The organism is Wolbachia endosymbiont (group A) of Ancistrocerus nigricornis (assembly GCF_947250785.1).
GTDB classification, from domain to species: Bacteria; Pseudomonadota; Alphaproteobacteria; order Rickettsiales; family Anaplasmataceae; genus Wolbachia; species Wolbachia pipientis.
The window spans coordinates 550,109-568,832 of the sequence record NZ_OX366348.1 but is presented as its reverse complement, the minus strand read 5'-3'; the positions used below and the strand labels follow the sequence as shown (position 1 = coordinate 568,832).

The following is an 18,724-nucleotide window of genomic DNA, read 5'->3' as shown; positions in this document are numbered from 1 at the left end:
ATATAGCATTATGCTATAGCTAAACTGACTTACGACAATCTGAAAAACGACAAATTCGTCATTCCGCTACTTGTTAGCGGAATCTATGCCGAGATACCGCGAATGAATCCACAACTGTACGAACATTGTGATTTTGGCCCATAAGGAGGGTGTCATCCCAGTGCTTGACACTGGGATGGCTTTGTTGCATCACACTTTATGAGATGGTGATTTATGGTAAATTCATGTAACTATCTCAAATTTAGCCATACCAATATCAGTGAATTTATTAAGCAAATAGCATTTAGTTCTTTTTCTCGATTTATCTCAGATTTATTCCTAAAACTAAATCCGAATATTTGCTTTAATCTTGAGAAAAACCCTTCAATATAAGATCTTTTCCCATAATTTACTTCTTTTTTCCATTCTTTCATGCCATCTTCACCGTATAATTTTATTAACCTAATAGCAGCATTCCTGTCAGACATATAATCTATTTCTGGATGTTCTGCCGCATTGTTTATTGGTGGAATTTTTGTCTTTATATCATATTCGTTACACAACTTATAAAACTTGTGCCTATCACATGCTCTATCTGCATATAGTGCTTTTATGGCATGCTGAAAATCAACTTCTTTTAGCAAATCACAAGCTCCATAGTGATCAGAGTAGACACCGTTACTGTATTTTACAGCTATGGCTTTTTTGTTGTTTATATTCAACATTACGTGCAATTTTCTCGTTTGCTCATAGCCACGATATTTTCTGTCAGTGCTATTTTCCTTGCTGTGACCAGGAGTGTTGTTGTATATACTAATTCCTGTACTTTCTATAGCAATTTCGATATCTTCCATATTATTTTTATCAATTCTGCAATCATTTATCTTAATATTAAGTTTCTCAAACCTTCTTGATGCTTGTGAATAGCTGATAACTGCCAAATCTCTTCCTATTTGTTGCAAATACCCTTTTATAAACCCGACTGTTTGTCTTAAACCAATTCTAAAGAAACTGACGATTATATGCACCAAAATCACAACTTTATCACTATAAATATAGTTGCCGCCCTGCATTTTTGGACAATTCTCGTACCAATTTTCTATGGCGTCATTGATATAACAAAAAATGCTTCCTCTTTCTTGGAGAAATTTGTTATATTCATGGCAGTTACTGACTCTCATTTTTTGTGGCATATTTTTTCTTCAACAGTTAAATGGCTATTTATAATGAATTTTGTCAGTAACTGCCAGTTCTTTTCACTTGAGCGATGCAACAAAGCCCACTGGGATCCAGAAAATTTGATTGTGTACTATACAACATTTTCGATTAAAAGCTGGATTCCAGTGTCAAGCACTGGAATGACATCACAGGGGCACTGGAATTTTTGTTTCAATATTTGTACATTAGCCATGCATCTGAACAGATACTGTAAATTAGCTATATTACATTAGCCCATCAGATGAGTTGTAATGGTTATAATTGTCTGATAAGTGATCTCTAACATCGTGACCTAACTCATTGGCATCAGGCTTAACTTCGTGATCTAACTCATTAGCATCGAGCTTAAACAAAGAAGGATTATCATCAGATTGTTGATTAGACTCTTTCTCTTTCGACCCAAATAACCATGAAAAGAGTGATGAGATAGAATCAATAATGGATTTAATTGTTGAAAAAATATTGGATAAGAAATTACTGGGTTGCTGAGTATCCTCTTCGGCTGATTCTGGTTCAGGCTCTTTTCCTGCTGTGTCATCCACATCTTCTTCAGGTTTACTTCTGCTTATAAGTGTCTTATCTAACCATTTGAATATATTCTTGTCTAGATTATGAAAATACATTTGACTTATCTCCTTATTTTCATCAACGTAAATCACTAAAGTTGTATTCTCATTCCCCAATCCATCACATTCACTAACGAGCGATTCATGAGAGTTCTTAATGTCTTTGATAAATTGAAGTTTTTCTTCTTCTGCTGAAAGATAATCTCTGTGTTCTGCTCTATAAGTGGTGCCTTTGTATTTAAAACTAAACATTGATTCACGATCTTCATATTCATCTAGTCCAGAATTCTTGACACGTTGTATAATTTGAAATTTCTCTGCTTCTGAAAGGTCCTTGAGGTATATACTACCAGTTGTATCTTTATATTTAAATTTAAACATCCATCCATGGTCTTCATATTCATCTAGTCCAGAACTCTTGACACGTTGTATAATTTGAAATTTCTCTTCTTCTGAAAGGTTTAGGCGGTATACACTACCAGTTGTACCTATGTATTTAAAAATAAAACTCCATCCATCGTATTTATATTCATCTACACCCATCTGCTTGCAAATAGCTTTATAATTTTTTTCTTCTACTTCTCGTCCAACAACATTTGCTATGAGTTCAGTATCCAGAATACTCAAAGTTTGGACTGTTGCCGATGGTGAAAAACACAATTGAAATATGTGGCCTAGCTCATGACCTAGAACAAAATCCATGGCACTTTGCTTATATGTCAGAATATTCTGACAATCTGTTACTCCTCGTGTAATATATCCTGGACCACCATCTTCATCTAAGCCGAGAAGATTGTTATACTTTGTATAATCGCTTCTATTATTAAAAATGTGAACCGTTATATTGTAACTTGCATTACTATTTTTCAAGCAAAACTTTTCTTTAAATGCTTCATAGGCAGTTTTAATGTCTGTTTCTATTTGGTTTTGTTCCTGCTCAGATAAGTTGTCGTATTTTATAGTACAATTTATATACCCGTATTTAACGGTAAAGCTGTTAGACAAAACATCATGTATATTTGTGGAAAAATAATTGAACTGCTTTGACTCAGCTTCCTTATACAATTGATGCCCATATTTATCCCTAGAATACTTTGGTAGTTTAGGTACTTTGGCAATTAAGTTTTTGTTACTATCAAAAAAAGAAATATCAGAATTACCAATCCTAAAATCCTTTATAGATTGCCCGCAAGTGCCATCATTTGCACAATCATGATTATCTTTCTTATTAAACCATGCGTTGGTGTATTTTTCCATTTTGATACCTCACTACCAAACCTTACTATATTATTATCTTGGTAAAAATCATAATAATTCGTTAACTTGTATTTTAAATCTGTATCAAATGTGCTTTTCTCGTAAGGTATCAATTGTGAAGTAATTAACTTTATTTGTTTAAAATTTTGCTAAAATAGCTCTTTTTATACTATGTTTTATATAGCTAAACTGACTTAGATTTACTGACAATTTGAAAAACAAAAATTCGTCATTCCGCTACTAGAGGTTGTCCGGAAACAAGTAAAAGGCTATAATATCTGAAATTTTAGTACGGGGTAAAGATGAGAAAAAAGTATCCAACAGATCTAAGCGAAAGGGAATGGGCAAGAATAGAAAAACACTTCAGAGTATCATACAAGAAAGGAGGAAGGCCGCCAAAGTATAGCAAAAAAGAAATATTAGAAGCAATTTTCTATGTATTGCGTACAGGGTGTCAATGGCGGTATTTACCAAATGATTTTCCGCTATGGAAGACTGTGTATGAGCAGTTCAGGCAATGGAAGAAGCAGGGAATTTTTGAGAAAATGAATTATGAAATTACAAAATATAGTAGAAGAAAAATAGGAAGGAATGAGCAGCCGAGTGCCTGTATAGTAGATAGTCAATCTGTAAAGACTACAGAAAAGGGGGGATCAAAGGCTATGATGGAAGTAAAAAAGTAAAGGGTAGAAAAAGGCATATAATTACAGACACTCAGGGTTTTATACTAGGTTGTTACGTAGGCGCTGCTAACGAAAATGATAGAGATGGTATTAAAATAGCATTAAACAATATGAGAACAAAATATACTAAAGTTAAAAAAATGTGGGCTGACATGGGATACCAAGGAAGAAATTTAAAGAATCACATAAAGGAAGAATATGACATAGATATTGAAATTGTTAAAAGGCCTCCATGTAGATTTTGGGTGCACAAAGATACGCCACCTGAGCTACTACCAACAAGAGAACAAGGGTTTAAAGTACAGCCAAGAAGATGGGTTGTAGAAAGGACTTTTGCTTGGGTTAATAGGAATAGAAGGCTATCGAAGGAGTATGATTTACTCACAACATCCACTGAGAATTTCATATACCTAGCTATGAGTAGGGTTATGTTAAAGAGGGAATATGCTTGAATTTACTAGTTTCCGGACAACCTCTAAAGTAAGTGCTAGAATTAATATACAGGTATTAATGGTAGAGATATAGCATGTCAAAGGAAATGGTCAATGCGTTGAAAGCTGAAGTGAAGAAGCTCAAATATGCTGATTTCAAAGCTAACACTTGGGACGAAGTAATTTCTGGTGAGGGAACATATAAGGACCTTAATAGAACACACGGCCTTGCTATTAACGGACAAAAAATAACTAACGAATTTATTAACAATCTGTATTCAAAACATAAAAATCTAATTCTACGGGATGAAAACGGAAAAGGGAATTATCGTCCATTTCTCAGACAAATTTTTACAGAAATGTTTAAACACGTTGGTGCAACAATTCCCAATAACTCTATTATTGAGGAGTTAATAAATAACTATTATCAGGGAGGATATACTCATTTTCTTCCTAATGATATGAGTCAAGCTCTTGGATCTTTTCATTTGTCAACGCAAAGCAACTGTATGACAAGAGAGTATATTATGGATTGTCGTGAACCCAATTGTATAAAGCTTAGTTTTAGCATGAAATATACAAAAATGCTTAACTATGATGATTGTACATATATCGAAACACCAGGTTTTTGCAGTTCAGCGGAGTTTAAACTGAAATGTGAAGATAAAAATGTAACATATGAAGATGGTAAAGTACTTCTTACCATTCCTAAAGAGCTAAAAAACTACAAAGTAAGTGGTAAGAATTTGTTTGATGTTATTGTTGAATATTTTCAGAAGCTTTGCGAAAAATTGGGCTTTAAATTTGAGACAAAAGTGGAACATAGCCTTGGTGAACCACTAAAGGTAGTAAGTGAGGCAAATGCATCTTCTGTTGAAGACTTAAAGCTTAAAGTGAATAATCAAAGGTAAGATATTGAAATTCGTGCTTTTCATGATTTTAGCTTAAGATTTCAGTGTCAAAGCACATAACTGTACGAACATTGTGATTTGAATCCACTAGGAGGGTGTCATCTAAGTAGCCTCCTTCTCCTGTCATCCCAGTGCCATGACTACTTGGATCCAGAAACTTAATTGCAAGTAAGTAAACTGCTTTGATGAAATTGTATAATGGAAACTAGATCCAAGTAGTCATGGCACTGCCCTACTGGATAGAGCCTTCACAGGCTTTTTCTTGAATAGCTACTCTTAATTTCAGTAGTTAATTTAATATACTAATGAAAAAAATACATTATAATTAAGTATATTTAATCCAGTAAATCATTAAGTGAAAACAGCTCTTTCGCAAAATATCATCTCTCTTATTATGATATTGTCTGTAGCAATTGTCGATATGGCAACTGACCTATACTCAGTTGCACTACCAAGCATTGCCAATTATTTTAAAGTAGAAGGCAGTGTAGTGCAGCTTACAATTAGCTTAAATCTAGTTGGATTTGCGGTATCTGGCTTAATTTATGGTCCATTATCGGACCATTATGGTAGGCGTCCAATGATGCTGATTGGTATGACAATTTTTACTTTGGCAAGTGTCATGTGTTATATAGCCGACAGTATTATGCTCTTGATACTAATTCGCTTCATACAAGGGGCAGGAGCTGGTGTTGCAGGTGTTGTTGGGTATGCAGCAATAAGGGATATGTACTCGGGTAGTGAATACTCGAGAGTAATTTCAAAATTAAATATGGTTGTGGCACTCTCACCTGGAATAGCTCCAGTGGTGGGCAGTTATATAATTTCACATGGGTATCATTGGAAATTTTTGTTTTTTATTATGTCACTCGCGGCAATTGCTATACTTATTTTTATCTACTTTAAGTTACAAGAAACACTCACTGTAAATAAAAATGAAACCAGTATAACTAACATAACTACTAATATCTTCAAGCAATATATATCAATATTTAGAAATTATCGTTTCCTTGGGTTTTCAGCCATTCATGGATTAACTTTCATGTGGCTTTGGGCATACATTGCTAACTACCCGTTCATATTTGAATCGATGGGCATTGAAGTACAGTATTTTGGCTACCTCATATCGATCATAGTCATATTTTACATAATTGGAACTTTAATTAATAGAAGGTATGTACCAAAAGTAGGGGTTAGCAAAATGCTAATAATAGGTTTGGTGTTACCGATAATATCCGATAGTTTATTGGTATATTTTTATTTCGCGGACAAGTTGAATATATTCATTCTTCAAACTGCTTGGATTCCAGCTAATATCGGACTTGCATTAATAATAAGCAATAACGTAACTTCTGCTTTAGAAACGATCAAAGGTATAGGGCTTGGTAGTGCAGTTCTCTCATTCTGCAATATGATGTTTGGGGCTATTGGAATATATATAGTAGGAAAATTTTTTCGCTATGGTATTTTACCAAATTTACTATTAACAATAGCATGCTCTACAATTGCAATTCTTATGTACAGCCAGCTCAAATGTACTGAAAAACACAGGGAATAACCATTATTTGCGTGATCCAGAGCTCATGGGTTATTAATGACTTTATCATGATAATATAATTTTACAGGGGGTGAGAGCTCATAGATTATTAACGACTTTATCATAACAATATAGTTTTACAGGAGGTATGGGATGAGTAATTTACAAAGTATAAATAATGATTGGTTTTCTGCTGTTATAAAAGGTAATACTAATAAAGTAAAGCGTCTAATAAGTGAAGGAGCTGAGGTTAATGCAGTAGATGAATATAAAAGGACTCCTTTACATTATGCTGCTACGAATGGCGATGCAGAGATAGTAAAAGATCTATTGGATAATGGGGCAGATGTTAATGCAGTAGGTCAAGATAAAAAGACTCCTTTACATTGGGCTATTGCACATGGCCGTAAAGATGCAGTAGATGCCCTACTGAAAGTAAAAGGGATCGATGTTAATGCACAAGATAAAGATGGAAAGACTCCTTTACATTGGGCTGTTGAAAATGGCCATAAAGAGGAAGTAGAAATTTTACTAAGTAATGGGGCAAATGTTAATGCAGTAGATAAAGGTGGAAAGACTTCTTTACATTGGGTTGCTGAAAATGGCCATAAAGAAGTAGCAGAAGCCCTACTGCAAGTAAAAGGGATCGATGTTGATGCACAAGATAAAGATGGAAAGACTCCTTTACACTTTGCTGCTGAAAGTGGTTATCAGCAGGTGGTGCAAGCTCTATTGGATAAAGGGGCAAATGTTAATGCAGAGGATGATAATGGAAATACTCCTTTAGGTTTAGCCGCTGATGAAGAAATAAAAACTCTATTGCAATCCGCAGAAGAATCTGATGATGCTAGTCCAGTATTGCAAGATGATGAAGAAGAAAGCCAAGTTCCACAAAATGCTGCTTTATTTGAGGCTGTTGAAAGAGGTGATATTGATGGATTAAAGCGTCTAATAAGTGAAGGAGCAGATGTTAATGCTTTAGATGGAAACAGATTTACTCCTTTACGGCATGCTATTGCCAAAGGAAACAAAGATATGGTCTCGCTTTTAATTGATAGCAAAGCAGATGTTAATGCACAGTCTGAAACTGGACGCGCTCTTTTACATGTTGCTGTTGACGAAGCCAACAAAACGCAACCACTCGATACAAGCATAATAGAAGCTCTATTAAAAGTAGAAGGAATCAACGTTAATGCAGTAGATAAAGATGGAAAGACTCCTTTACATGAAGCTGCTAAAAGTTACAATCAGCAAATAGTAACAGTTCTATTAGAAGCAAAAGGAATTTATGTTACTCCACTAGATAATACTCGCAGCACTCCTTTAAATCTTGCCTCTCAACAAGGCAGGCAACATATAGTAAAAATTCTAGAAGAAACGCAAAAGGACATCGAAGTTTTGTATTCAGCCGTTAAAAGTGATAATTATGAGGAAGTTCAAAGTCTATTAAGTAAAAAAGTAAACGTTAATTCAATAGACAACGATGGAAAAACTCTTTTACATTTTGCTGCTAGAAAGGGCAATGTAGAAATAGTAAGAGCTCTAATACAAACAGGGGCAGATGTTAATATAGCAGATAAAGATGGAAGGGTTCCTTTATTTGAAGCTGCTTTCTATGGTCATAAAGATGCAACTGAAGTTTTATTAAATAATGGAGCAAAGGTTGATACAGTAATGGAATCACTTCTTCAGAGTATGATGGAATATAATTACAATAGTAGCCATAAAGATGTAGTTAAAGCTTTATTAAACAAGGGAGCAAATGCTGATGCAGTAGATTCATATGGACATACTCTTTTGCATTGGGCTGCTAGAGAAGGTTATACGGATATAGCAGAACTTTTATTAGAAAAAGGAGCGAATGTTAATATACAAGATAACGATCTATGGACTCCTTTACATTTTGCTACAAAAAATAAAGTGTTTATGGGTTATGCAGATCGTCCAGCAAACGCCTCTGCGGAAACAGTAAAATTCTTAATAAAAAAGGAGCAGATGTTAATATAGAAAATGAAGATGGAAATACTCCTTTCAAATTAGCCACTGATGAAGGAATAAAAACTCTATTGCAACCAGCAGAAAAATCTGATGATAGTTCAGCGGGTGGATCATCGACAGATAGTGAAGGGGGTCAAGAGGAAGAAAAACGAGTAGGTGATGATACTGAACTACAATCAGATAATAGCAAAGAAGGGGAAAAAACCAGCACCACCAGTGCAGAACAAGGAACTGATGTACAAGACAACGATGTAGGTCCTGTTGCTTCCACAGAACCTGCACAAACAGAAGAACAGCCGAGCTCTTTTTTTGGTAGTTTGTTTAGTATACTTATGAAGCCTTTTTCATTAATTGCATCATTTTTTGGTGGTTTTTTTTCATGGTTGTTTGGGTCTGACGAAGAAAAGTCTGACACACAACCTTATGATGATTCTTCTTCACCTGGGGTCGATCAATCAGTTGAACAAAATAATGGTGATCATAATGACCAGAGCAATGTGATTTGATAGTGATCTTCTACCGGAAAAGGTGTCATCCCAGTGCTTGACACTGGGATGGCTTTGTTGCATCGCTAGCTATGATGGATTAAAGATAAAAAAGATAGGGAATATCAGTAGCTTATTATTCTGGTATTTATAACAAGAACGGTCAATGAATACCTAAATTTGAGTAAAAGAAATTTCACTACCATTTACCAATCCGGCTAAAGTTCAAGAATTTCAATGCTTTAGCTATTTTCAATAGAATTAAATTTATTAATATAAATAACAAATTACTATTCTTAAATTTGATCAGATTGATTGCAAAAAAACAAGATTTTCAATAGGTTGCTTATAATCCTAACTATAGTTAGCCTTTCATAAGTAGCGATGCAACAAAGCCCACTGGGATCCAGGAAACTTAATTGCAAGTAATGCATTGGGTTTGGTGAGTATGGGTTTTGCGTTATAGAATGAAACACTTTTGGTGAATTTGTAAAGAAAACTGGATCCCAGTGTCAAGCACTGGGATGACACCGTCTTGGATGGAAAACTGGATTCCAGTGTCAAGTGCTGGAATGACATCCTCTCTAAGTAGCCTCCTTCTCCTGTTATCCCAGTGCGTGACACTGGGATCTCATTTTACTTTATGATGATGTCATGAAAGTAGCTGACATTGGGATCCAGAAGACTTAATTTCAACCAAATAATAAAGGCTAGATCCCAGTGTCACGCACTGGGATGACAAAAAAAGGAGCACTGGAATGACACCATCTTGGATGGAAATAACGTCACGCGCTGGAATGACAAAGAAGAGTGGGCTTTCATATGGTTATGCAAGAGGTTTACTGAATGCAACCTAACTTCTCACACACACATTTTACCACATGATCAGCGTTGATATTAAAATGCTCATAAAGTGTTTTATAAGGTGCTGATTCTCCGAAGCTTTTCATGCCAATAAATATACCGTTTGAACCTATGTATTTATGCCAACCCATTTCACTTCCGGCTTCAATTGCAACTTTAATGCTGTCATTATTTAATATTGCCGCTTTATATTCATCGCTTTGCTCGTCAAAAAGCCTCCAGCATGGCATAGAAACAATCCTTGTACCTATACCCTTTTCCTGCAATTTCTCCCTTGCTTCAACTGCAATTTCAACCTCGGACCCCGTAGCAAATATCGTCACTTTTAATTCTTTTGAACATTCACACAAAATATATGCACCAAACTTCGATAAATTAGCAGATTGATCGATATCAGAGTAGAACTTGCGCATGTAACTTACGTTTTGCCTTGAGAGCGCAAACAGTGCTGGAGATTCTTTCTTTTCGAGTGCAATGCTAACACACTCCAGAGTTTCAACTGCATCGGCTGGCCTAAAAACATATAGATTTGGTATAGCACGCAAAGAGGCTAAATGCTCTATTGGCTGATGAGTCGGGCCATCTTCTCCCACTCCAATTGAGTCGTGAGTCATGACATACATAACCTGCTGCTTCATCAGAGCTGAAAGACGTATAGCAGGACGACAATAGTCGGAAAATACCAAAAAAGTGCCGCCATAAGGAAGAATCGCGCCGTGAAGTGCCATACCATTCATACATGCTGCCATAGCGTGCTCTCTCACTCCATAGTGGACATAAGAGCCACTATAATTATTGCTATTTATTACCTGCATGTGCTCATATTTAGTGCAATTTGACCCGGTAAGATCAGCAGAACCGCCGATTAATTCCGGCATAGACTCAGTTAAAAGTTCCATTACTCTGCCGAAAGAAGATCGAGTAGCTTCGTTTGGCATTAGCTCACATATTTGTTTCTTCAGGTCAGCTAAAACACCAGCGATATTATCTGGTAGATGTTTATCTAACCGTCTTTGAAGTTCTGCATGATACCCTGTCATCCCAGCATTCTCTTCTGTCATCCCAGTACTCTCTCTTGTCATCCCAGTGCTTGACACTGGGATCCATTCTTTTTCTTCTTTCCTGGATTCCAGCGTCACGCGCTGGAATGACATCGTGTAGTTTTGTTTTGCTCTCTCAACAGTTTTCTTCCAGGCATTTTTCACATCTTCTGGTACATGGAATGGTTCATAATTCCAGTTTAATTTCTCTCTCATCTGTTTTATGTCTTCCTCCGAAAAAGCACCACTGTGAACAGAGGATGTGCCAGCACGGCTTGAAAATTTTCCGATAATAGTTTTGCAGCAGATCATTGTAGGTTTATCAGACTTTTTTGCTTGCTCTATTGCAAGGGATATGGCATCAAAATCATGGCCATCAATTTTGTCAACATTCCACCCATACGCTAAGAAGCGTTTCTCTACATCATCAGAACAGGAAAGGCAAGTAGCGCCATCTATAGAAATATCATTATCATCAAAAAGAGCTATAAGCTTATTCAATTTAAGATGCCCAGCAAGTGATGCTGCTTCATGGCTTATTCCTTCCATAAGACAGCCATCCCCTAGCATCACATAAGTGTAGTGATTGATTCTAAACTGCTTTTCAAGTATCGATTCAGCAAGTGCCATGCCAACAGCAGCGGCAAACCCCTGACCGAGCGGGCCTGTTGTTGCCTCTACCCCGGAAGTCAAGCCGAACTCTGGATGACCTGGGGTCTTGGATCCCATTTGTCTGAAGTTTTTTAGCTCATCTATGCTAATATAACCTGTCAAATATAATATTGAGTATAGTAACATTGACCCATGACCGTTTGATAAAACAAAGCGATCTCTATTGAACCATTTAGAATCATCAGGATTATGATTCAGATATTTAGCAAACAAAACAGTTGCAACATCTGCCATGCCAAGTGGCATACCTGGGTGTCCAGAGTTTGCTTTTTGTACTGCATCAATTGATAAAAAACGGATGGCGTTTGCCATAGATTTTAAATGTGAATGATTCATGTGTTAATAGAAAAACTTAAAAATGAAGTATAAAAGATTATATCAGCAAAAACAAGTTGACACTGAGTGCTAAAATCCTTAATAATCTAAAGTTAAATCGTGAGAGTTTTTATATGACAACTGTTATCACTAGAAAGTATAGGATTAGCCGTAGACTTGGTGTAAATTTATGGGGTAGAGCTAAAGACCCAGTAAACAAAAGGAAATACCCTCCAGGTCAACACGGTATTCTTGGATTCAAGAAGTTATCCGACTTTGGTAAGCAGTTTGCTGCGCATAAGAAATTTAAGTTTTACTATGCGATTTCAAGTAAGCAGCTCAGACGTACATTTTTAGATGCTTATAACAGAAAGGGTTATACGGCTGATAATTTTATCGGTATCTTAGAATCGAGATTAAGTTCTGTTTTATACCACTCTGGTCTTGTTCCAACAATTTACTCAGCAAAGCAGCTCATATCTCACAAGCACGTTACAGTTAATGATAAGGTGGTTAACATATCGAGTTATCGAGTGAAGCCAGGTGATATAATAAAAATAAGAGAAAGGGCAGCAAAAATCCCTGTAGTAGTAGAGGCTGAACAAAAACAAGAGCGCAAGGCTCCGGATTATTTAGAAGCAGATAGTAAAGAGCATTCAGTGAAGTATTTGAGGTCACCTCAATATTCTGAGGTTCCTTATTCAGCAGACATGGAAGTCAATTTAGTAGTAGAGTTTTACTCTAGATAGATAAAAAAAGCCCGTGTGGCGGAATCGGTAGACGCAGCGGACTTAAAATCCGTGGGTTTTGCGACCTTGGGAGTTCAAGTCTCCCCATGGGCACCAATTTAACTTAGCAGATAAATACAAAAAAGTATGAAATGGCTTGATATAGAAGATATTGTGGAAGCTCTGGAGGAAAAATTTCCAAATGAGAATATAATTAGTATCAGATTCACTGAGCTTAAAAAAAAGGTCTTGAGTTTAGAGGAATTTGATGATGATGAAAAACGCTGTAACGAAAAAATACTCGAAGCTATTCAAGCAGCTTGGATTGAGGAAAGATTAACCGCATAGCAATAAACCATACGCAAACGTGATTTCTATTACAATTTGCATATTGATTATGCTATTTTTTGGATCTAGCCTGGCAAGTTAATAATAATTTAACTAATTACAATTAAAACAGCTATAAGGTTAATTATGAGGTAAAGATGACAGCACAAAATTTGGTAAATGGAACGATCTTGGCAAGTGCTACGTTGAGATAAGTTTTGCATAAAAATACTGCTTTTACGGTGTGAGGCCAGAGGGTAGAGCCTTTGTAAAGCAGTTAGAAGGTTGTCATCTAAGTAGCGTGACCAGAGCTAGATTCCGCGAACACGCCGCGGAATGACGACTATGCAATATGCGTTGCGGAGTGACGATTATGGTCATACCGTCACGGTATCTCACAAACATGTAGCAGTAATGACAAAATCTCAAGTTATATGTATACTTTTATATTATCTACCTACTAAAAAAACAGAAAAATGCTCAAACGTAGCGGTCCAAAAAAATTAAAGTCTATAATTGAAAACTATGCATTAAAATGCATGAAAAATAAGATTAGTAAAAATGAAATACGTCTTATTTTAAACTGGCGAAATATAGTAGGGAAAGAAATAGCAGAGTGTACAAAACCGAAAAAGATCTCATATGCACAGAATATAAATTCGGGTGTATTGCATCTGGTAGTAACAAATGGCAGTAAAGCATTGGAAATTCAGCATATGATTTCTCTTATAATAGAAAAAATTACGATATTTTTTGGTTATAAAGCAGTATATGGTATAAAAATTAAGCAAGAGAGTATTGACTATTTGACTATATAAGGTAATCTAAGTACATAGAATAATTTGGTATATTGAAGTGAGTAGAGTTTGTGAATTAACAAATAGAAAAAAATCTTTTGGTAATAAGGTATCACATTCGAATCGTAAAACAAAGCGTACCTTTCTTTTAAATTTACATAAGGTTACGTTGACAAGTGATATATTGAATAAAAAGTTTAGATTTCGTGTGGCAACAAGAACTTTGAGAACTATAGATTACAAAGGTGATTTAGATGCTTTTTTGCTCAACACAAGAACGATTAAACTAAGTGAGAAAGCGCAGAAGATAAAAAGAAGGTTGAAAAAAGTTTTAGTAAAGCAAGAGGTAGAGTTAGCAGTTTCAGATGCATAGCAAACCTCAATGGCTCAGAGCAAAAGCTCCGACCGGTGAAGTATTCAATGAGACCTTAAACATCGTTAAACTGCATAACTTGCATACAGTGTGCGAAGAGGCTGCATGTCCAAATATTGGTGAATGTTGGAATAAACGTCATGCTACTGTGATGATTCTTGGTTCTGTTTGCACTCGTGCTTGTGCATTTTGCAACGTTGCAACTGGCATTCCTGATAAACTAGACCCTCATGAGCCAGAAAATTTAGCAAAAGCGATAAAAAAGTTAAACTTAAAACATGTTGTCATTACTTCTGTTGATCGTGATGATTTGCCAGATGGTGGCGCAAATCAGTTTATACAGTGCATAGAAGAAATTAGAAAGATAACTTCAGAAACAACAATAGAGATTTTAACTCCTGATTTTTTAAATAAGAAAGGAGCATTTGAAGCAATTGCTGTTGCATCACCTGATGTCTATAACCACAATATTGAAACAGTGCCGAGATTGTATGCAAAAATAAGACCACGAGCTCGCTATTTTCATTCACTATATTTGCTGAAGATGGTAAAGCAGATTAATCCTAAAGTTTTCACAAAGTCAGGGCTTATGGTTGGTCTTGGAGAAACAAAAGAGGAAATACTGCAGGTTATGGACGATTTGCGCAGTGCTGAGGTTGATTTTATTACAATTGGTCAATATCTACAACCAACTCCAAAACATGCAAAACTTGATAGGTATGTTACCCCAGAAGAGTTTGAGCATTATAAATACATTGCTTACTCCAAAGGGTTCCTAGTGGTTGCATCAAGCCCACTAACTCGGTCATCATACCACGCTGAAGAAGATTTTAACAGGCTCAAGGCCTGTCGTTGACATTTGTGTTAATTCAAATTAATTTTTACTAATTATAAAGGGGTTTTTACGTAATGTCTACTATAAAAATCGAGAAGAAATCACAATTAGTTAAAGAGGTATTCGATTCCGTGGCAAGTTGCTACGACACCATGAATGATATAATGAGCCTCGGAATGCACAGATTATGGAAAGATAAGATGGTAAATAGTGTGCATTTTACAAAAAACTCTAAGGTTTTAGATGTTGCTGGAGGAACTGGAGATATAGCAATAAGAGTAGTAAGAAAAGAGCCAAGTGCTAAGGTTACAGTATGCGATATAAATCAAAACATGCTAAACAGAGGACGTGATAAAGCTATAAATTCAAACCAAATTAATTTTGATTGGGTATGTGCAAGTGCAGAAAGTTTACCATTTGAAGACTCCGAATTTGATTATTGCACAATAGCTTTTGGCATTCGAAATGTTTCTGACCGCAAGAAGGCTTTAAATGAGGCGCACAGGGTATTAAAACCACATGGGAAATTTATCTGCTTAGAATTTGCCCCTATGCACTATCAAAATGAGATATTTACCAAACTTTATGACTTATATTCATTTAAAGTAATTCCTAAAATTGGCAGCATAGTTGCTAAAGACAAGAGTTCTTATGAATATTTAGTGAGGAGCATTAGAGAGTTTCCAACTCAGGCTGATTTTAAAATGGAAATTGAAGAGGTAGGCTTTAAGAATGTTGAGTTTCATAATATGAGCTATGGAATAGTGGCATTACACATTGGAACAAAATGAATATTAAACTCTGGTATAGAACGCTGGATTATTATCTCATCCTTCCAGTGTTTTTTTTGCTCACTATAAGCTTCATTCTTGTTTATTCAGCAAGCCCTGTAATTGCGCAGCGTCTTTTTCTGCCACAGGATTATTTTATACGGCGCCATACAATTTATATAGTCCTGTCACTAATTACCTTGGTGACATTTTCTTTTCTCAACACAAGAACTATACTTAACCTCTCATTCGCAGGTTTCATTTTATTTACTATTCTAGTAGCAATTGCGATAATACTTGGTATAGAGGTAAAAGGTGCGAAACGATGGTTACATATTGTCAAAATTTCTGTTCAACCATCTGAGTTCGTAAGGCCATTTTTTTCTGTTGTTATAGCTAGTATCTTGGCCAGCGAAATGAGGTTTAAAATGCACATATCAATCATAATATTTCTGTTAGTTTTTGTGTTGTTACTTTTGCAACCTGATTTCAGTATGTCCATGCTTTTAACATATTCTTTTATTGGTCAAATGTTTATTGCATGTATACCATTTTTATACTTTCTATGTATAATAGGAGTGGTCACAACTGGAATTACCACGGCTTACTTATGTCTCCCGCATATAAAGCAAAGGATTTACAATTTTGTCTTTTTTGCGCAGCGCGATAACTTTCAAGTCACAAAATCATTAGAAGCATTTAAAAGAGGTCAATTAACTGGAGTTGGACCTGGTGAAGGTAGCGTAAAAGCCTCTCTTCCTGATTGTCATACAGATTTTGTGTTTTCTGTTTTAGCAGAAGAATTTGGTTTGATTACGTGCTTAGCCACATTGATGTTATTTGGTATCATTTCCGCCCGCTTGCTTTACGTTGCATATAGGGAAAATGAATTATTTAATCTGTTAGTGATTCTCGGTATCTCAATTCAATTCATCACACAATTCATAATAAACATAGGGGTAACATTGAGTGTTTTTCCAACCACCGGCATAACCCTGCCACTACTTAGCTATGGTGGTTCTTCTCTTTTATCTTCGAGCATCGCACTTTGCATAATGCTGTCTTTTAGTAGAAACCAAGCTATCGCATTAAAGTTTCGTGAGCGTGTTATGCTTGGAAGGTATATGGACTAAACTTGTACCGCTCACAACTATTATTGGTATCCCTCCAAAATGGGTATCTGTTCAGATGAGTGGCAAGAGATATTATGAAATCTGAAAGAGTTATGTGGAAATTTTTCAGAAAATATTCCACTGACATGCTGAACAACAAATACATCACTATGTCGTTTATCGCAAAAACTTATATTTTTCGTAACCATTCACACTTAATTCTGCAATTCTTTGATCTCACTCATAGAAAGACCATTAGTTTGAGCTATAATATTAAAAGAAACACCTGCTTTAAGTAGATTCTTTGCGACTTCAATTTCCCTCTCTTTTCTACCTTCCTCTTTAGCAAGATCAAGTCTGTATTCAAGAATGGCTTCTTCTTTGCGCAGATCCATTATTCTTTCTTCATAAGCTATTAGATCTTTTTCATTCCAGTGAAACTTATCTAATTCATCATATGCTAGCTTTATTATTGGTGATTTTTCCGCAATTTTTCTGAGATCTTCGTCCGTTGTTTCATCTGCATATTTGAAAAAAAATAGCCAACGGTCTACTACACTTTCTAGTTGTTCTGCTCTACTCTTAGGAAATTTTGGCAGCTCTATGAAGATAAATTGAAAATCTTTTAAGTCATGTTCATTGGTTTTCTCATCTCTTATGGTATGGCTAGATATATAGTCAAGCTTATCAGGGAATAAGGTACAATTTGAAATCGCGATAAAGAAAATCTTCTTTAAATCAACGTATTTACCAGATTTATCAGCTTGTCTTGAGTAAGCCTTAGCAGCATAAAGTTGTGCACGTTTTTCAAAGCCTTTATCACGAGTGAGCTGCATCTCAATTATATACCTGTTCCCACTAGAATCCCTGCAAAGAACATCAACAATGCTTTGTTTATCAGAAGCAATTTCAGGGTCCATAATGGTGCTTAAGAATTCTACTTCTTGTATAGTGTTGACTTCAGTACATCCTAAAATATCGTTCAAAAAATGAATAAGAATATTCTTATTTCTCTCAGTACCAAATATTTTTTTAAATGTTAGGTCCAATTTTGGATCGAGAAATTTAGAAAGAGCCATAGTAAAAATACTGAGAAAAGATTAATAATTATACACTATTATTAACAACTATTCAACCATATTTTTAAGTATAGCTATACCGCCGCGGCGCTAACACGTAGCGGGATGACGAGGTTATCGTCATTCCACCACGAACCGTCACACCGCCGTGGTATCTTTAGATCCCGCTAACACGTAGTGGGATGACGAGCTTATCGTCACGCCGCCACGAACCGTCATACCGCCGCGGTATCTCTTAACATAGATCCCTTACTTAACCGTCATACCTTAACATAGATCCCGCTAACACGTAGCGGGATGACGGTTGTCGTTTAGCCATAAATATTAAGAAATTTACCAAACGAAAAAAAAGGCAAAAGAAGCCCTGGGGTTATTATCTGCTTTAAAATATTGGCGTTTTTTATGTTTTAAACGCTTGAAAAGCGAGATTCAGCCGCTTTTAATTGCAACTAACTTACGCTGCAAATGTTTAAGAAATTTACTAAGCAGAAAAAAAGACAAAGAATCCCCGAGTTAGCTAGTCTTTTACTATCTCTGTCGAGTATTGGCATTTTTTGATGTCTTGTAACGCTTTATAAGCGCGTTCAGCTTATTTAGATAAAAATCTAGATGTAGATGAAGTTTTGTAAAGACATACAGTATCTATATACTGCAAAAAATTGAACATAAGACGCCGATACATTAAGTAATCCTTACCTTTTAATCTGCAGATTGGCGAAAGCAAATACAATAGCTTCAGTTTCATGA

The 18,724-nt window shown here is 35.7% G+C and carries 17 protein-coding genes and 1 tRNA gene; 13 read left to right on the top strand and 5 right to left on the bottom strand.

Annotation, left to right across the window (positions count from 1 at the left end; all coding sequences use genetic code 11):
- Positions 1-230: 230 nt before the first annotated feature.
- Together OOK90_RS02815 and OOK90_RS02810 are read right to left on the bottom strand one after the other, a co-directional pair.
- On the bottom strand, positions 231-1,172 hold the full coding sequence (locus OOK90_RS02815) for an IS5 family transposase (RefSeq protein ID WP_264706128.1): 942 nt from the start codon (positions 1,170-1,172) through the stop codon (positions 231-233).
- A gap of 249 nt (positions 1,173-1,421) precedes the next feature.
- Positions 1,422-3,020: a hypothetical protein gene (locus OOK90_RS02810; RefSeq protein WP_264374374.1), complete on the bottom strand. Its 1,599-nt coding sequence runs from the start codon at positions 3,018-3,020 to the stop codon at positions 1,422-1,424.
- Between the two features lie 302 nt (positions 3,021-3,322).
- Here OOK90_RS02810 and OOK90_RS02805 point away from each other — a divergent pair.
- The 5 genes from OOK90_RS02805 to OOK90_RS02785 all read left to right on the top strand — a co-directional run bounded on the left by OOK90_RS02805 (position 3,323) and on the right by OOK90_RS02785 (position 9,086).
- Positions 3,323-4,155, top strand: a protein-coding gene (locus OOK90_RS02805; RefSeq protein WP_209472412.1) for an IS5-like element ISWpi1 family transposase whose coding sequence is annotated in 2 segments (ribosomal slippage) — positions 3,323-3,692 and positions 3,692-4,155 — 834 coding nt in all. Because the reading frame shifts where the segments join, the coding sequence is not laid out codon by codon here.
- 74 nt (positions 4,156-4,229) lie between these two features.
- Positions 4,230-5,045 (top strand): hypothetical protein, encoded by an 816-nt coding sequence (locus OOK90_RS02800; protein ID WP_022626257.1) that lies wholly within the window; start codon positions 4,230-4,232, stop codon positions 5,043-5,045.
- A 394-nt stretch (positions 5,046-5,439) separates the two neighbouring features.
- Complete coding sequence (locus tag OOK90_RS02795) at positions 5,440-6,603, top strand: multidrug effflux MFS transporter (RefSeq protein WP_010082551.1); 1,164 nt, start codon at positions 5,440-5,442, stop codon at positions 6,601-6,603.
- Between the two features lie 132 nt (positions 6,604-6,735).
- The gene (locus tag OOK90_RS02790; RefSeq protein ID WP_264706127.1) at positions 6,736-8,589 is read left to right on the top strand and encodes an ankyrin repeat domain-containing protein; all 1,854 of its coding nucleotides are present in this window, start codon (positions 6,736-6,738) and stop codon (positions 8,587-8,589) included.
- A gap of 59 nt (positions 8,590-8,648) precedes the next feature.
- The gene (locus tag OOK90_RS02785; protein ID WP_264706125.1) at positions 8,649-9,086 is read left to right on the top strand and encodes a hypothetical protein; all 438 of its coding nucleotides are present in this window, start codon (positions 8,649-8,651) and stop codon (positions 9,084-9,086) included.
- A 351-nt stretch (positions 9,087-9,437) separates the two neighbouring features.
- On the opposite strand, the gene OOK90_RS06635 is transcribed toward OOK90_RS02785, so the two are convergent.
- Together OOK90_RS06635 and tkt are read right to left on the bottom strand one after the other, a co-directional pair.
- Entirely contained in the window at positions 9,438-9,689 is a 252-nt protein-coding gene (locus OOK90_RS06635) for a hypothetical protein (RefSeq protein ID WP_264373793.1), read from the bottom strand.
- A 215-nt stretch (positions 9,690-9,904) separates the two neighbouring features.
- On the bottom strand, positions 9,905-11,977 hold the full coding sequence (gene tkt, locus OOK90_RS02775; protein ID WP_209472884.1) for a transketolase: 2,073 nt from the start codon (positions 11,975-11,977) through the stop codon (positions 9,905-9,907).
- A gap of 113 nt (positions 11,978-12,090) precedes the next feature.
- Here tkt and rpsD point away from each other — a divergent pair, with 113 nt between their 5' ends.
- The 8 genes from rpsD to OOK90_RS02735 all read left to right on the top strand — a co-directional run bounded on the left by rpsD (position 12,091) and on the right by OOK90_RS02735 (position 16,919).
- Positions 12,091-12,705, top strand: coding sequence for a 30S ribosomal protein S4 (rpsD, locus tag OOK90_RS02770; protein ID WP_010962555.1), 615 nt, complete (start codon positions 12,091-12,093; stop codon positions 12,703-12,705).
- A gap of 9 nt (positions 12,706-12,714) precedes the next feature.
- Positions 12,715-12,801 (top strand) — tRNA-Leu (locus OOK90_RS02765).
- A gap of 30 nt (positions 12,802-12,831) precedes the next feature.
- The gene (iscX, locus tag OOK90_RS02760) at positions 12,832-13,032 is read left to right on the top strand and encodes a Fe-S cluster assembly protein IscX (RefSeq protein ID WP_007552114.1); all 201 of its coding nucleotides are present in this window, start codon (positions 12,832-12,834) and stop codon (positions 13,030-13,032) included.
- Between the two features lie 455 nt (positions 13,033-13,487).
- The gene (locus OOK90_RS02755) at positions 13,488-13,829 is read left to right on the top strand and encodes a DUF721 domain-containing protein (RefSeq protein ID WP_010082513.1); all 342 of its coding nucleotides are present in this window, start codon (positions 13,488-13,490) and stop codon (positions 13,827-13,829) included.
- A gap of 37 nt (positions 13,830-13,866) precedes the next feature.
- Positions 13,867-14,181, top strand: coding sequence for a 50S ribosomal protein L28 (rpmB, locus tag OOK90_RS02750; RefSeq protein ID WP_006279619.1), 315 nt, complete (start codon positions 13,867-13,869; stop codon positions 14,179-14,181).
- Positions 14,174-15,037: a lipoyl synthase gene (lipA, locus tag OOK90_RS02745; RefSeq protein ID WP_010082514.1), complete on the top strand. Its 864-nt coding sequence runs from the start codon at positions 14,174-14,176 to the stop codon at positions 15,035-15,037. The genes rpmB and lipA overlap by 8 nt, the downstream gene beginning before the upstream one ends.
- A 53-nt stretch (positions 15,038-15,090) precedes the next feature.
- The gene (ubiE, locus tag OOK90_RS02740) at positions 15,091-15,807 is read left to right on the top strand and encodes a bifunctional demethylmenaquinone methyltransferase/2-methoxy-6-polyprenyl-1,4-benzoquinol methylase UbiE (protein WP_264706123.1); all 717 of its coding nucleotides are present in this window, start codon (positions 15,091-15,093) and stop codon (positions 15,805-15,807) included.
- A complete protein-coding gene (locus OOK90_RS02735; RefSeq protein ID WP_264706121.1) occupies positions 15,804-16,919 on the top strand; it encodes an FtsW/RodA/SpoVE family cell cycle protein in 1,116 nt (371 codons plus the stop codon). Before ubiE ends, OOK90_RS02735 begins: the two co-directional genes overlap by 4 nt.
- Positions 16,920-17,113: 194 nt before the next feature.
- Here OOK90_RS02735 and OOK90_RS02730 read toward each other — a convergent pair whose 3' ends face one another.
- Entirely contained in the window at positions 17,114-17,977 is an 864-nt protein-coding gene (locus OOK90_RS02730) for an Rpn family recombination-promoting nuclease/putative transposase (RefSeq protein ID WP_264706120.1), read from the bottom strand.
- Positions 17,978-18,724: the final 747 nt, after the last annotated feature.